Here is a 15,009-nt window from a genome sequence, read left to right as displayed (position 1 = left end):
ATTTTGTGATCAATTTAACAGATTTTAGTAAATTCTACAATTGGTTAGCCTGTTTGATGCGCGTTGAATGGCAGCAGTTATCGTTGCCGCAAAGGGTATTGATTAAGGGTAGCTGGCAACGTCACAACAGGGTGAATATTCGGCGCGGAGTGGCTGAAAAGCGAAGCGCGAGAGATGAGAGAGAGGTTGGTTCCAGGCAAAAAAATCCCCACGGGGGTGTGGGGAATGGCTTCTCTAGTATAGTTAGCTAGCAGCTGACTTTTGTTAGAATGCTTGCAAGACTATTAATTATCAAAGGTAACGACAATAACAAAAGTCCGAAACAGTTCGCATTCATGTGATGAATATGTAACTAAAATTTACAGTAACCCTATCAACGGCTGCAAAAGCGCCGAAACGGGGCATCTTCGTCGGCGTTGGCTTCACCCTATGTCAAATTCATGCCATCATTATTGCCAATTCAGGCATAGACTTACTTAAAACGCCCTCTGGCCAGGGTAAGCGGCCTAACTCAGGAATGAAGCAATCATTTAATGACTAAGCGATTGAAAGTATTCATAGGGATTGTGGTCAGTACGGCGATCTTGCTGCTTGCGCTGTGGCAAACTCTGCCGCGCTGGTTGCCGCGTGTGATCTCTCATTGGCTTCCACAGGGCAGCCAATTGGTTTTGCAAGGCAAACCGTATTGGCGTCAGGGGGCATTGCAGCTGGATGGCGCGCGTTTTCTGGCACAAGAATGTTTGCTTGCCGCCGTCGGACCGACCCGATTGGCCTATCAGCAGGGGCGGTGGGAGCTCATCAGCGATAAGCTGAATGTCGATACTGCCTGCTTATCAAAATTACCCGCCGCTGACGCCAGCAGTGCACCACTGGCGCTGGACCAATTGCAAAAACAACTGCCGCTGCTGGACGTTACCATCAAGGATTTCGCGGTGGTGCCGTGGCAGTACTACGCCGGTAAATTACAGATACATTCCTCTGCAGAGGGCCAGCGCCTGCAATATCAGGGGCCGAATATTCAGGTCGATGCGCTGTTGGATCCGCAGCAGCAATTGACGCTCAACGGCCTGACGATCACTGCGCCAGACAGCCCACAACCGCTGCACCTGACCGGCAAAATAGCCATTCCGCTCGATTTGGACAGTATTCCGGCACAAGGGGCGCTGCAGGGCGAAATGCAGACCGGCTATCTGGACAAACCCTTACTGTTGGACATGCGCTGGCAACAGCAGCAGGGCGTGCTGACGCTGACGGAAAAGGGTGAAAACAAACCCCTGGCGACGCTACCCTGGGAGATCAACGCCCAACAGGTCAGCATTAAACAGGGCGAATGGCGCTGGCCATACAGCCAGCAACCGCTAAACGGCGGGGTGAACATTGCGCTGCACGACTGGAGTAAAGGTTTTGATGAGACGCAGATCAGCGCCCGTTTGAATGTCATCACCGACGGCCATAACGGCAAAGGCAACGCGGTATTGACGCTGGGACCGGGTAAAGTCGGCCTGACCGACAGCGATCTGCGTTTCCAACTGACCGGCCAGGCGAATCTGTCCGACTTTTCAATGACTGCCTCGATCCCCGGTATTGTCAGCGGCACCATCCTCAACCCGACGCTGGTCTTGCAGTCCGGTTCACTGCTGCGACTGTGGGGCAACGCCACGCCGGAAATGAAATTGGAAGAGGCGCGTTTGCCGTTGGCCGGGGTGAAAGTGACTGCAGCCGGCATCACCGGTCGGTTGCAGGCCATTATTAATGCCAGCGACAGCTACTGGGGGCGTTTTAAACTGCATCTGGACGGCAAGGCGCAAGATTTTTGGCCGGACCACGGCAACTGGCAATGGCGCTACTGGGGCAACGGACAATTACCGCCGTTGCAGGCTGCCTGGGACGTTGCCGGCAGCGGCAGTTGGCAGGACAGCACGCTGATCCTCGATCGGCTTTCCACTGGTTTTGATCGTTTGAAGTACAGCATGGTAACGGTGGATGCGCCGCGCCTTAGCCTCAGCCAGCCGCTGCGTTGGCAGCGGGACGAGAAAAACCCGGCGTTCAATGGCGAACTGCAACTGGTTTCAGGCAAGGTCAGCTTTACTAACGGTGGTTACCTGCCGGCACCGGTGTTGGCGCTTCAGATGAAGGGCACAACGCCGGATAATTTCCAGCTGCAGGGCAAACTGCAGGCGGAACAGATTGGCCCTATAGCGCTACGTGGCCGTTGGGACGGTGAGCGTTTACGCGGAGAGGGCTGGTGGCCGAAGCAGTCGCTGAAGGTGTTCCAACCGCTCATCTCGCCGGATCTCAATATCAAACTGCGCGACGGTGAATTCTATGCGCAATCGGCCTTCTCTGCCGCACGGGTGCAGGGTTTTGAGGCCGGTGGCCATTGGGTGGTGAAGCAGGGCGGCATGTGGCTGAAAGACGGTGAGATGAGCGGGCTGGATTTCGTCATGTCCTACCGCCTGAAAAATCACATTTGGCAGCTCGGCGCCAAGCAACCGATGATGCTGCGCATCAAGTCTTTCCGCAACCTGTTCGAAATGCAGAATATTACCGCCGATCTTCAGGGCGCTTATCCTTACAGCGAGCAGGCACCGCTGACGCTGAGCAACGTCGGTATGGACGCGTTGAACGGCCACATCAGCCTGTCTGCGCTGCGCATGCCGCAGCATGACGCCGCCGTATTGAAGCTGGATAAGGTGGATCTCAGTGCCTTGTTTACCGCGTTGAAGCCAAAACAGTTTGCCATGTCAGGACGGGTAGACGGTGAATTGCCGCTGTTCCTGAATCATCCTAAATGGCTGGTGCGCAACGGTTGGATTGCCAACGCTGGCATGTTGACGCTGCGCCTGGACAAGGACATGGCCGATGCCATCGGCAGTAATAATATGGCGACCGGCGCCGCGATAGATTGGCTGCGCTATATGGAGATTAACCGCTCCAAGGCCAGAGTCGATCTCGACAACCTCGGTGAACTGACGCTGAAGGCGCGCATTGACGGGGTTAACCCGCAAAAAAGCGCTAAAAGAGAGGTTATCCTGAACTATAGCCATCAGGAAAACGTGTTTCAGCTTTGGCGCAGCCTGCGCTTTGGCGACAATTTACAGGAGTGGCTGGAACAGGCCCTCACCAAACCTGGGGAACAACCATGAAAATCATCAGCGGGCCATTACTGGCCGCCGTGCTCGGCACCTCAATGCTGAGCGGCTGCGTGCCACGCATCGAGGTCGCCACGCCTAAAGATCCGATCACCATCAATATGAACGTCAAGATTGAACATGAAATTCACATCAAAGTGGATAAAGACGTCGAGAATCTGCTGAAAGACAAAAGCGGTCTGTTCTAGGAGCCAACATGAAAAAACGTTATTTAGGCTTGATTGGCGCCGCCTGGCTGTTCAGCAGCATGGCAATGGCATTGACGCTGGATGAGGCCAAGCAACAGGGGCGCGTCGGTGAAACGCTCAACGGCTATATTGCGCCGGTGAAGCAGGACGCCGAAACCTTGACCCTGGTGAAAAATATTAATGCCGGACGCACCGAGAAATACCAACAGGTGGCGGACAGCAATCATATCGCCATCGACGATGTGGCGCGTATGGCCGGGCAAAAACTGGTCGCACGTGCCCCCGCGGGGGAATACGTACGCGGCATAAACGGCCAATGGCTGAAGAAATAAAAAAGCGCGCCCTGAGGCGCGCAATAGCGATATAACATTGGATTTTTATGAGGGTAGAGCGGGTTTGACAGGATTTGGCTTGTTCTGTTGAAGCTTTGCAGGGGCATCACACCCCTGCAACGGGCATCAGGCGGCAACAACCTGTGCCAGCGTGGCTTTGGCATCGGCCTGCGCTTTGGTGGCAACATCCGGCCCGTAGGCGATACCTTCAGCGAACACAAACTCGACGTCGGTGATACCGATAAAGCCCAGGAACAGACGCAGGTAAGGTTCGACCAGGTCAGTCGGGGTGCCTTTGTGAATGCCACCGCGGCTGGTCAGAATGATGGCACGCTTACCTTTCACCAGGCCTTCCGGACCGTTTTCGGTGTAGCGGAAGGTGACGCCGGCACGAGCAATCAGGTCGAAATAGTTCTTCAACTGGGTCGGAATGTTGAAGTTATACATCGGGGCCGCCATAACGATGGTGTCATTGGCTTGCAGTTCGGCGATCAGCTCGTCGGACAACGCCAGGGCTTCGGTTTGACGCGGGGTCAGCGGCGTGTCGGAAGGACGCAGGGCGCCAACCAGTTCACCGTCCAGTACCGGGATTGGCTGTGCAGCCAGGTCACGCACGGTGATGGTGTCGTTGCCATGAGCCTTTGCCCACTGCTCAACGAAGAAATCTGCCAGTTGGTTAGACTGCGAGTAGCCCGCCAGGATGCTTGATTTAAGAACCAGTACTTTGCTCATCGGTAATTCCTTACGTTATGACAGTGACATCAGGACAACGCGTCCTTTGCATGCAGTACACTCTATTCACATTTTTTCAGCAGTGATAGCGCAATATTTCGAGACCTTTGTTCGATTTTATTGAATAAGCTGCCGGGACATAAGCGGCGGGATTATGGGGAAAAAGGGGCTTATGTTATTCTGCGCACTTAAAGCTGAAAACTCGCTAACCCATTACCAAACCGCTGCTAAAGCTTGATACAGCAGCGATGAAACAAGGAATACCGAACGTGAAATCTCCGCTCGCGGCACTGTCTGCCCAACTGGGCGAGCTGATGCTCCGTGACCAACAACGTCTGCAACGTCGGCTGCAGGGCGCACGAAAAATCAAAAATCCCGATGCTCAGTTGGCCGTCGCCGCCGAGCTGGAAAGTGACATAACGGCAGCGTTGCAAAAAGTGCAGTCGCGCGCCGCATCCTGTCCGAAAGTCACCTACCCGGAAAACCTGCCGGTCAGTCAGAAAAAACAGGATATTCTGCATGCCATCCGCGACCATCAGGTGGTGATTGTTGCCGGTGAAACCGGTTCGGGGAAAACCACCCAGTTGCCGAAGATCTGTCTGGAGCTGGGGCGCGGGGTAAAAGGGCTGATCGGCCATACCCAACCTCGACGCCTGGCGGCGCGTACCGTAGCCAACCGCATTGCCGACGAGCTGGAAACGCCGTTAGGCGGCAGCGTCGGTTATAAGGTGCGCTTTAACGATCAGGTCGGCGAAAACACCCTGGTCAAGCTGATGACCGACGGGATCCTGTTGGCGGAAATCCAGCAGGACCGGCTGCTGATGCAGTACGACACGTTGATTATCGATGAAGCGCACGAACGCAGCCTGAACATTGATTTCATCCTGGGTTACCTGCGTGAACTGCTGCCAAAGCGCCCGGATCTCAAAGTCATCATCACTTCGGCGACTATCGATCCGCAGCGTTTTTCGCGCCATTTCAATAACGCGCCGATTATCGAAGTCTCTGGTCGTACTTATCCGGTCGAGGTGCGTTATCGCCCGGTAGTGGACGATGCCGACGATACCGATCGCGATCAACTGCAGGCGATTTTCGATGCGGTAGATGAGCTGGGCCGCGAAGGGCCGGGGGATATCCTGATCTTCATGAGCGGCGAGCGCGAAATTCGCGACACCGCCGACGCCCTGAACCGTCTTAATTTGCCGCATACCGAGGTCCTGCCGCTGTATGCCCGTTTGTCGAACAGCGAACAGAACCGGGTATTCCAGTCGCATCACGGGCGGCGCATCGTGCTGGCGACCAACGTGGCGGAAACCTCACTGACCGTGCCCGGCATCAAGTACGTGATTGATCCCGGTACCGCGCGTATCAGTCGTTACAGTTTCCGCACCAAGGTGCAGCGCCTGCCGATCGAGCCGGTTTCGCAAGCTTCCGCCAATCAGCGCAAGGGCCGCTGCGGGCGCGTCTCCGACGGTATTTGCATGCGTCTGTACTCGGAACAGGACTTCCTGTCGCGTCCGGAGTTTACCGATCCGGAGATCCTGCGCACCAACCTGGCGTCGGTTATCTTGCAGATGACGTCGCTTGGGTTAGGGGATATCGCCGCTTTCCCGTTCGTTGAGGCGCCGGACAAACGCAATATTCTCGATGGTGTACGCCTGCTCGAAGAGCTGGGCGCAATTAAAACGGCCGACAATGGCCACTACCAGCTCACGCCTCAGGGGCGTCAATTGGCGCAGTTGCCGATCGACCCGCGCTTAGCGCGCATGGTGCTGGAGGCGCAGAAAAGCGGCAGCGTGCGTGAAGTGATGATCATCACCGCTGCGCTGTCGATACAGGATCCGCGCGAACGGCCAATGGACAAACAGCAGGCCTCGGACGAGAAACACCGACGCTTTGCCGACAAAGATTCGGATTTCCTGGCTTACGTCAACCTGTGGGACTGGCTGAAAGAGCAGCAGAAAGAGCACTCCTCCAGTCAGTTCCGTCGGCTGTGCCGAAATGATTTCCTTAACTATTTGCGGGTGCGTGAATGGCAGGACATTTATACCCAGCTGCGTCAGGTGGTTAAAGAGCTGGGGCTGCCGGTCAACAGCGAACCTTCCGATTACCGTAGCGTACACACCGCGTTATTGACCGGTTTGCTATCGCATATCGGCCAGAAAGATGCTGATAAGCAAGAGTACACGGGCGCTCGCAACGCAAGATTTTCTATCTTCCCAGGTTCAGGTCTGTTCAAGAAGCCACCGAAATGGACCATGGTGGCCGAACTGGTTGAGACCAGCCGCCTGTGGGGGCGTATCGCCGCACGTATCGAACCGGAGTGGATTGAGCCGTTAGCCCAGCACCTGGTGAAGCACAGCTACAGCGAACCCCATTGGTCGAAATCTCAGGGTGCGGTGATGGCCACCGAAAAAGTGACGCTGTTCGGGTTACCCATCGTCGCTGCGCGACAGGTTAATTACAGCACCATAGATCCGCTGCTGTGCCGGGAACTGTTTATCCGCCATGCGCTGGTGGAAGGCGACTGGCAGACGCGCCATGCATTCTTCAGTGCCAACCTGAAGCTGCGTGCGGAAGTGGAGGAGCTGGAGCATAAGTCGCGCCGTCGTGACATTTTGGTTGATGATGAAACCCTGTTCAGTTTCTACGATCAGCGCATCCCTGGCGAGGTGATCTCCGGGCGTCATTTTGACAACTGGTGGAAAAACGCCGCAAAACAGAACGCGGATCTGCTCAGCTTTGAAAAAGAGATGCTGATCAAGGACGGTGCCAATAAGGTCAGTGCGCTGGACTATCCGAATACCTGGTATCAGGGCAACCTTAATCTGCGCCTGACCTATCAGTTTGAGCCAGGTACCGACGCCGACGGCGTGACGGTGCATATTCCTCTGCCGATCCTTAATCAGGTTGAGGATCAGGGTTTTGAGTGGCAAATTCCAGGCATTCGCCGTGAATTGGTTATCGCCCTGATCAAGTCGCTGCCCAAACCGGTTCGTCGCAACTTTGTACCGGCACCGAACTATGCCGAGGCTTTTCTGGGACGGGTCACCGCGCTGGAATTGCCGCTGTTGGATGCGCTGGAGCGCGAGCTGCGTCGTATGACTGGTGTGACGGTGTCACGAGATGACTGGCAGTGGGAACAGGTGCCCGATCACCTTAAAATGACTTTCCGGGTGGTGGGGGAAAAACACAAAACCCTGCTGGAAGGCAAAAACCTGACCGCGCTGAAGCTGCAACTGAAAGACAAGGTGCAGGAAACCCTGTCTGCGGTGGCAGACGATGGGCTGGAGCAAAGCAATCTGCATATCTGGAGCTTCGGCAAACTGCCGGAGTTTTATGAGCAGAAACGCGGTGGCTATTCGATGAAGGCGTATCCGGCGCTGGTGGATGAAAAAGACAGCGTGGCGATCCGTTTGTTCGACAGCGAGCAGGAACAGCAACAGGCGATGTGGCAGGGAACGCGCCGCCTGCTGTTGCTGAACATTCCATCGCCCATCAAGTATCTGCATGAAAAACTGCCTAACAAAGCCAAGCTGGGGCTGTACTTTAACCCTTATGGCAGGGTGCTGGATTTGATTGACGACTGCATCTCGTGCGGCATCGATAAGCTGATTGCCGAGCACGGCGGGCCGGTTTGGCAGGAAGAGGATTTTGCCCGCCTGCAGGAAAAAGTGCGCGCCGAGCTGAATGAAACGGTGGTAGGTGTAGCCAAACAGGTCGAGCAGATCCTGACGGCGGTATTCAACATCAATAAACGGCTGAAAGGCCGGGTGGACATCTCCCTGGCGCTGGCGCTGTCGGATATCAAAAACCAGCTCGGCGGCCTGGTTTATCGCGGTTTTGTGACCAACAACGGCTGGAAGCGCCTGTCGGATACGTTGCGCTATCTGCAGGCAATTGAGCGCCGTCTGGAGAAGCTGGCGACCGATCCGCATCGCGATCGTGCGCAGATGCTGCGGGTGGAACAGGTGCAACAGGCCTGGCAACAGTGGCTGAACAAACTGCCGCCGAAGCGACAGCAGGATGAAGAGGTGAAAGAGGTGCGTTGGATGATCGAAGAACTGCGCGTCAGCCTGTTCGCTCAGCAACTCGGCACGCCTTACCCGATCTCTGACAAGCGTATCTTGCAGACTATCGAACAGCTTTCGGGCTGAGCAACGCGAACAGGCAGCCTGTGCAGACCAGGCACAGGCTGCACACCAGCAGCGTTGCGGGCAGGTTTTGCCCAGGGTCAGCACCGTGGCACAGCATTTGGGCTTTTCCAGCGACAGCGCTTTTATCGCGTTCTTCCGGCGGTTCACCGGCACCACGCCCAAGGGCTTTATGGCGGGAAACGTCTCAAGGGAAACCGGCGCAGAAGCCCACGCCGGCTTATAACGCTTATTTCCCCGCGGCCAGTGCGTCCAGCGCATCGCGGATACCGGTCACCGCCAGTGCGCGGTTATCGGCACGGTAACGATCTTTGGCTGCCGGTGCGGAGCTTTGAATGGCGATGAGCTTCCAGCCAGCGGCGGTTTTCAGCAATAACGGCGAGCCGCTGTCGCCGGGCAGGGTATCGCATTGATGCGACAGTACGCCTTGTTGCGCCCAACCCGTCACTTTACAGTTTTGGTGACTGTAGAGATCGTCGAGGTGATCTCCCGGATACCCGGCCTGGGTAATCAGCCGTTTGGCCTGTTTCAGCGCCTGAGTCAGAGCCTTGCTGTCGCCTTGCCACAGCGGCAACGGCTTAATCGGCAGCGGCTTTTTATCCTTTAGGCGGATCAGGGCAAAGTCATACGCCGCGGCTGCTGGCGGTACGATCCAGCCGTCGCCGTCGGCCTTGAGCTTTTTGCCCAGCTTGCGGTCAACCAGCGTCTCGATATTGTCGGTCTGGTATTGCCAACTCTTGTTGCCGGCCACAAAGCGCAGTGCGATCGCCTTGTCCAATTGGCCCGGCGGTGCCAGCACGCAGTGCCCGGCGGTGAGTGCCAGATGAGGAGAGATCAGCGTGGCGGTGCACAAATTACCGCTGGCGGTTTCTACCTGGCCAATCGCCTGCCACGGCCAGCCGTCTGTTTCGGTGACCTTGATGCGTTCATCTTTGCCAAAAAACAGGCGTGTTTGCTCAGCGATCGATGCATCGGAAGGGCTGTCGGCCCTTGCTGAGAGGGAAAGTGCGAGCGGGAATGAGCACAGCAACAGCAAAACGGTTATGCGCATAGGTTTCTTGCCTGGAAATGACGGGTCATCCATAAACACACTGAATGGTAACTATAGACTGATTTAGTCGCAGTGTGGATGGGCAGTGATTGATTTTTCAATAATTTCTTATCCCGAAGGGCTGAGCGGCTACAGATAAAAAAAGGCGGCAATGAGCCCGCAAAGGATCAGGCTGGCCAAAATGATCTCAAATAGGTAGCGACGCAGCATGATGAGAACCCCCGATGAAAAAACACCCGGCGAACCGGGTGTTGGACAACTCAAGCCTGGACTGGTGAGGGGAGCCTCACTTCAGATTGCGATTATGCCGCTGGCGTGCTGGTGGCTTTTTTGTGGTGTTTCTTGGCGGCCTGGGCTTTCTGAGCCGGCGCTTTTTTGGCAGTAGCTTTGTGGTGCTTTTTAGCCGCCTGCGCTTTTTGTACTGGCGCTTTCTTCGCGTGATGTTTCTTCACGTGAGTGGTTTTAGCCGGAGCTGCGGTGGTGGTAGTCGCTGTCGCAGCAGGGGTTGCCGTGGTGGTGGCAGCGTCAGCAGCGAAGGCAACAGAAGACAGACCCATTGCAGCGGCAACAACCAGAGCTAATACTTTTTTCATTGTAGATTCCTCAAATGACTCATCATGTATCGAGCCCACTGCGGGGCCGGTGTAAAGATAGTAGGCAAACGCCAGAATGCTTTCCGTGAGTGATTGGTTTCGGCGTGTAACCTAATGTACGAACCCACAGAAAAGGGAGATGAAAGCGCCGGCGAGCGATAATCGCAGTTAGAGCGGATGCCCAACAGGCACTTAATTTTTCCATTTTAGTTACAACATACATAAGGAGGATTGCCGACCCACTCTCTGCGGCCAAGGTGTCGTAAGAGGGGGAAGTGCGCTATGGAATCATGCTGGTAAAGCAGGGGAAAATGCCCAGGCACGGGACATTGTGCCTGGGGACAGGATTACAGGTAGCGGTTTTCCAAATGCTTGCGGAAATAGGCCGGGTTAAGCGCTTCGCCGGTCGCGTTAGCGATCAACGTATCGGTAGGGAAGCGGCTGCCGTGGCGCCAGATATTCTGTTTCAGCCAGTGGAACAGCGGATTCAGGTTGCCTTCGGCAATGTCGCTGCTCAACGATGGCATTGCTTCACGTGCGCTGTGGAACAGTTGCGCGGCATACATGGCGCCCAGAGTGTAAGTCGGGAAGTAACCGAAGGCACCGTCAGTCCAGTGAATGTCCTGCATGCAGCCATTACGGTAGTTGCCGACGGTATCCAGGCCGAGGTAACCCTTCATTTTCTCATTCCACAGTGCCGGAATGTCCTCCACCTCGATCTCGCCTTCAACCAGGGCTTTCTCGATCTCATAACGCAAGATTACGTGCGCCGGGTAGCTCACTTCGTCAGCATCTACGCGGATCAGGCCGGGTTTTACACGCTGATTCAGACGGATAAAGTTAGCTTCTTCCAGCGCCGGCTGCTCGCCAAATTGCTGGGTCACCAACGGGCGCAGGATCTTCAGGAAGTCGCTGCCGCGCGCCAACTGCATTTCAAACAGCAGGCTTTGCGATTCGTGGATGGCCGTTGAGCGCGCCTGAGCTACAGGTTGGCCCAGCCAGTCACGCGGCAGGTTTTGCTCGTAACGGGCATGACCGGTTTCATGCACGATACCGAGCAGTGCCGTCAGGAATTCTTTATCGTTATAGCGAGTGGTGATGCGCACGTCTTCAGGTACGCCACCGCAGAATGGGTGTGCACTGACGTCCACGCGGCCGCCATCAAAGTTAAAACCGAGCAGTTTCATTACGCTCAAACTCAGTTGACGCTGGGTCTCCACATTGAACGGCCCTTGTGGGATCAGGCAAGGTTCCTGAGCCTGTTTGGTCACCACTTTCTGCAGCAGGTCAGGCAACCAGGTTTTCAGATCGCCAAAAATGCGGTCGATATCGCTGCTGCGCATGCCCGGTTCATACAGATTCAGCAGCGCATCGTAGCGGCTGGTGCCTGCTGCTTCGGCCCGGATCTGCGCTTCCTGTCGGCTAAGCTTGACTACTTCACGCAGGTTCTCCGCGAAACCTTCCCAGTCGTTGGCTGGACGCTGAGCGCGCCAGGCATGTTCACAACGCGCGCCGGCCAGCGACTTGGCTTCGACCAGCGACTCCGGCACCAGCACCGCATTGTCATATTGGCGACGCATTTCCAGCAGGTTGGCGCGATCAATGTCATCCAGGGTTTCCTGCTGTGCACGTTCAAACAGGCGGCCGGTTTTTTCTGCGGTCAAAATTTGGTGTTGCAGTACGCTCAGTTCAGCCAGCGCTTCCGAACGTGCTTTGCTGCCGCCCGGTGGCATCATGGTTTGCATGTCCCAACCGGCAATAGCGGAAAGGTGGCCGAAGCGCGACAGGCGGGTGAACAGGGCGCGCAGCTCGTCGTATGAGGATGGGGTATGTGCAGATGTCATCGTTTAGCTCCATATTATTTTAATCCGGATCACTCTTTCGCGTAGTCATGCTGTGCGTGAACAGGGTTACACCGGGTCTGCTTTTAAATCGAAAGTGGGCTTTATTGGCCAACAGAAACGGAAGCTGGCACCGCCGAGCGAACTGGCGTCAACATAAACCTGGCCCTGATAGGCCACGGCAATCGAATGCACAATGGCCAGGCCAAGGCCGCAACCGCCGGTGGCACGATCGCGGCTCGGATCGAGGCGGACAAAGGGTTCGAATACCCGTTCACGCTCTTCCGGCGGAATGCCGGGTCCATCGTCTTCTACCTGTAAGCAGGCATTGTCGCCGTCAAACCACAGGCCGATACGCAGGCGCTGTTCGGAGTAACGCAATGCGTTGTTTACCAGGTTATCCAGCACCCGCTCCATCAGACGCAAATCAACGCCGCCAAAATCGCCGACGTGGGGGATATCCAGTTGAATTTCTCGTTCCGGATGGATAAGCCGCAGGTCATCCGCCTTGTCTTCCAACCATTTGGGCAAGTCGAGCGGCTCTATATTGAGCGCCACCTGGGGACGATCCAACCGCGCGTAGGTAAGCAGTTCATCGATAAGTGACTCTAACTGGCCGATATCGCGATTCAATGCCTGTTGCTCGCTATCGGACAGATTATCGCTCATCGCCAGCCGATAACGCAGCCGTACCAGTGGCGTACGCAGCTCGTGGGCGATGCCGTCGATGAGCTGCTTCTTGCTGGCGATCAGCGTATTGACGTTATCCGCCATCTGGTTAAAGGCCACCCCAAGCCGGTTCAGACTGGAGGTAGGATCGAAATGGGTACGTTCATCCAGGTGCCCGGCCCCCAGGCGCTGTGCCGCATTTTCCAACTTCAGCAAATCCTGCCAGTGCGGGCGCATCCACAGAAACACCGGCAGCGCCAGCGACATGCCGATAAACACCAGCAGCGCCAAATCCAGCAGCCGCATTTGATGCAGATAGAACAGATAAGGGATCGGACCCACCACCAACACATAGTGGCTACGGGGAATGCGCTGCATAAAGGTGTATTGATCGTCGAGCGCGATAATTTCGCCAAGGCGCAGGCGTTTCTTCAGGTCTTCACTCAGATCCTGTTTACCCAGCGGTTCAATGTGCAGCTTAAACGACAGGTTCAAATCCAGCGTGGCGATGGTCTTGTTCCAGTCTTTCAGCGGGATTTCCCGCAGTTCGCTGCGCATCAGGTACAGCGAACTTTTCATCAGGTCGTCCATCGACTGGCGGCCGGCGCGTTCAGCGGTGACTTTGTACACCAGGCCAACCAGCATCGCCATCACCAGGAAGCAAACGAAAAGCAGCAGGAAAAACTGCACAAAGAGCTTTCTCATTGCTGCACGAACTCCCAGGCGTTCGGGGCGAACAGGTAACCTTTATTGCGCACGGTTTTGACGCGAAAAGGCTCCAGTGCGTTGTCGTACAATTTGCGACGCAGGCGGGAAATCGCGACGTCGATACTGCGGTCCAGGCCGTCATAGCTCACGCCGCGCAGGTTTTGCAGCAGGGCTTCGCGATCCATGATTTGACCGGCATGGGTGGCCAGCTCCCACAGCAGATCGAAATCCGAGGTGGAAAGGGTGATGATCTCTTCGCCCAGCGTCACCTGGCGGTTGACCGGGTCGATGCATAACAAGCCAAAGTGCAAGGCGTTGTGCTGGGTGATCGGCTGGGTCGATTCTTCCTTTGGCTGATGGCCATGCTGACGCAGATGCAGGCGTAGGCGCGCCAACAACACCGCCGGGGGCGTGGTTTTCAGGATGTAATCGTTGGCACCCATTTCCAGCGAAAGGATATGGTTCATGTCGCTGTCCAGCGAGGTCAGCAGCACGATCGGGCCTGCGAAGGTCGGACGCAGGTCGCGGCATAAAGTCATACCGTCCTTACCGGGCAACATAATGTCCAGCAGCACCAGATCCGGTTGCTCCAGCTCGATGCGAGCCTGTGCGCTGTCACCACGCGGCTCGATCAGAACCTCAATATCGTGCTTGCCCAGATAGGCGGCAATCAGTTTGCCGACTTCCGGATCGTCTTCAACAAAAACAATTTTATGCATATTCAGCGGTTTTATCAGAATAACGAAATTCAGCATAGCGCGGGGCACCGCGATAAGCCATGCAGATCATGCGCTAGCGCAGGGGTCTTCCGCCATCCACGCCATGGGTTCGGCCGGTGACGTAACGACTGTCCAGCAAGTAGTTCACCAGGTTGACCACTTCACTTTCGCCGGGGGCGATTTTCATCAGCGATTTTGCCAACGCCTGCTGACGATAATGCTCGTCGTCGCCCGGGTTAAAGATAATCAGCGCAGGCGCGATGGCGTTGACCTTGACTTCCGGTGCCAGCTTGCGGGCAAACGAGCGGGTCATATTGTCCAGGGCGGCTTTACTGGCGGCATAGGCAATGTGTTTGTCGCTGCCTTTTTCCACCACATAATCTGTCAGGTGAATGATATCAGCCCCGGCTTGACCCTGGCCCAGCAGGCAGGGTTCCAGCAGCTGATTCAGCAGGTAGGGGGTATAAACGTGAATTTGCAGCATCGCCGCCATCACCTGCTCCGGCGGCACCTCTGGGGATTCGGCCTGCCAGGCGCTGGCGTTGTGGATCACCGCGCGCAGTTTTGGGGCTGTTTGGCGCACCTGTTCGGCAAAACTGTAAATGCCCTCATGGGTGGAAAAATCCCCTTGAATACAGGTAGCGCCCAGTCTTTTCAGCTCGCTCAGCGCCGGATAAGTGCTGCGATAGGCAATGATCACCGGGATATCGCGCTGTAAGAATGACCTGGTCAGGGCCAGCCCAATCCGACGTGCGCCGCCGGTGATCAGGACCGGCGCAGAGTTGTGAAGTTCCATTGATTAAAGCTCCTGGACAGACTGGCAAACAATAGGGGAATTATGCCATTATACGGCGGAAATTCGTTAAAGCT

At 55.9% G+C, this 15,009-nt stretch carries 12 protein-coding genes; 5 read left to right on the top strand and 7 right to left on the bottom strand.

What is annotated here, in order from left to right; genetic code table 11:
* Positions 1 to 533 precede the first annotated feature (533 nt).
* The 3 genes from H0S68_RS12820 to H0S68_RS12810 are packed head-to-tail and all read left to right on the top strand — an operon-like array spanning position 534 to position 3,672.
* Positions 534 to 3,146 (top strand): YdbH family protein, encoded by a 2,613-nt coding sequence (locus H0S68_RS12820; RefSeq protein ID WP_262244113.1) that lies wholly within the window; start codon positions 534 to 536, stop codon positions 3,144 to 3,146.
* Positions 3,143 to 3,340, top strand: a complete 198-nt coding sequence (locus H0S68_RS12815; protein WP_020827070.1) for a YnbE family lipoprotein — start codon at positions 3,143 to 3,145, stop codon at positions 3,338 to 3,340. Before H0S68_RS12820 ends, H0S68_RS12815 begins: the two co-directional genes overlap by 4 nt.
* An 8-nt stretch (positions 3,341 to 3,348) precedes the next feature.
* Positions 3,349 to 3,672, top strand: coding sequence for a YdbL family protein (locus tag H0S68_RS12810; protein ID WP_128865201.1), 324 nt, complete (start codon positions 3,349 to 3,351; stop codon positions 3,670 to 3,672).
* 126 nt (positions 3,673 to 3,798) lie between these two features.
* On the opposite strand, the gene azoR is transcribed toward H0S68_RS12810, so the two are convergent.
* Positions 3,799 to 4,404: an FMN-dependent NADH-azoreductase gene (azoR, locus tag H0S68_RS12805; RefSeq protein WP_020827068.1), complete on the bottom strand. Its 606-nt coding sequence runs from the start codon at positions 4,402 to 4,404 to the stop codon at positions 3,799 to 3,801.
* A 269-nt stretch (positions 4,405 to 4,673) separates the two neighbouring features.
* Between azoR and hrpA the strand changes: the two genes are divergently transcribed.
* Both hrpA and H0S68_RS12795 read left to right on the top strand, forming a co-directional pair.
* Positions 4,674 to 8,561: an ATP-dependent RNA helicase HrpA gene (gene hrpA, locus H0S68_RS12800; RefSeq protein WP_410528749.1), complete on the top strand. Its 3,888-nt coding sequence runs from the start codon at positions 4,674 to 4,676 to the stop codon at positions 8,559 to 8,561.
* 85 nt (positions 8,562 to 8,646) lie between these two features.
* Positions 8,647 to 8,784, top strand: a complete 138-nt coding sequence (locus H0S68_RS12795) for a hypothetical protein (protein ID WP_400826784.1) — start codon at positions 8,647 to 8,649, stop codon at positions 8,782 to 8,784.
* A 3-nt stretch (positions 8,785 to 8,787) separates the two neighbouring features.
* On the opposite strand, the gene H0S68_RS12790 is transcribed toward H0S68_RS12795, so the two are convergent.
* From H0S68_RS12790 to folM, 6 genes are all read right to left on the bottom strand, one after another.
* On the bottom strand, positions 8,788 to 9,609 hold the full coding sequence (locus H0S68_RS12790) for a trypsin-like serine peptidase (protein WP_046373433.1): 822 nt from the start codon (positions 9,607 to 9,609) through the stop codon (positions 8,788 to 8,790).
* A gap of 302 nt (positions 9,610 to 9,911) precedes the next feature.
* Entirely contained in the window at positions 9,912 to 10,202 is a 291-nt protein-coding gene (gene asr, locus H0S68_RS12785) for an acid resistance repetitive basic protein Asr (protein ID WP_142815140.1), read from the bottom strand.
* Positions 10,203 to 10,549: 347 nt separating this feature from the next.
* Positions 10,550 to 12,046 carry a carboxypeptidase M32 gene (locus H0S68_RS12780; RefSeq protein WP_048758738.1) on the bottom strand — a complete coding sequence of 499 codons (1,497 nt, stop codon included), beginning with the start codon at positions 12,044 to 12,046 and terminating at the stop codon, positions 10,550 to 10,552.
* Between the two features lie 66 nt (positions 12,047 to 12,112).
* Positions 12,113 to 13,417: a two-component system sensor histidine kinase RstB gene (gene rstB, locus H0S68_RS12775; protein WP_020827061.1), complete on the bottom strand. Its 1,305-nt coding sequence runs from the start codon at positions 13,415 to 13,417 to the stop codon at positions 12,113 to 12,115.
* Complete coding sequence (rstA, locus tag H0S68_RS12770; protein WP_041415408.1) at positions 13,414 to 14,139, bottom strand: two-component system response regulator RstA; 726 nt, start codon at positions 14,137 to 14,139, stop codon at positions 13,414 to 13,416. Before rstA ends, rstB begins: the two co-directional genes overlap by 4 nt.
* Before the next feature lie 73 nt (positions 14,140 to 14,212).
* Complete coding sequence (gene folM, locus H0S68_RS12765; protein ID WP_410528748.1) at positions 14,213 to 14,935, bottom strand: dihydromonapterin reductase; 723 nt, start codon at positions 14,933 to 14,935, stop codon at positions 14,213 to 14,215.
* Between the last annotated feature and the right edge of the window lie 74 nt (positions 14,936 to 15,009).

Origin of the sequence: Serratia sp. AXJ-M (genome assembly GCF_046531865.1) — a bacterium.
Classification (GTDB): domain Bacteria; phylum Pseudomonadota; class Gammaproteobacteria; order Enterobacterales; family Enterobacteriaceae; genus Serratia; species Serratia liquefaciens.
Note: the sequence above shows the minus strand (reverse complement) of the source record. Positions and strands in the feature narration are given on the sequence as shown.

Coding starts and splice junctions, on each gene's coding strand:
- H0S68_RS12820 (WP_262244113.1), top strand. CDS start 534: ATGACTAAGCGATTGAAAGTATTCATAGGGATTGTGGTCAGTACGGCG.
- H0S68_RS12815 (WP_020827070.1), top strand. CDS start 3,143: ATGAAAATCATCAGCGGGCCATTACTGGCCGCCGTGCTCGGCACCTCA.
- H0S68_RS12810 (WP_128865201.1), top strand. CDS start 3,349: ATGAAAAAACGTTATTTAGGCTTGATTGGCGCCGCCTGGCTGTTCAGC.
- azoR (WP_020827068.1), bottom strand. CDS start 4,404: ATGAGCAAAGTACTGGTTCTTAAATCAAGCATCCTGGCGGGCTACTCG.
- H0S68_RS12790 (WP_046373433.1), bottom strand. CDS start 9,609: ATGCGCATAACCGTTTTGCTGTTGCTGTGCTCATTCCCGCTCGCACTT.
- asr (WP_142815140.1), bottom strand. CDS start 10,202: ATGAAAAAAGTATTAGCTCTGGTTGTTGCCGCTGCAATGGGTCTGTCT.
- H0S68_RS12780 (WP_048758738.1), bottom strand. CDS start 12,046: ATGACATCTGCACATACCCCATCCTCATACGACGAGCTGCGCGCCCTG.
- rstB (WP_020827061.1), bottom strand. CDS start 13,417: ATGAGAAAGCTCTTTGTGCAGTTTTTCCTGCTGCTTTTCGTTTGCTTC.
- rstA (WP_041415408.1), bottom strand. CDS start 14,139: ATGCATAAAATTGTTTTTGTTGAAGACGATCCGGAAGTCGGCAAACTG.
- folM (WP_410528748.1), bottom strand. CDS start 14,935: ATGGAACTTCACAACTCTGCGCCGGTCCTGATCACCGGCGGCGCACGT.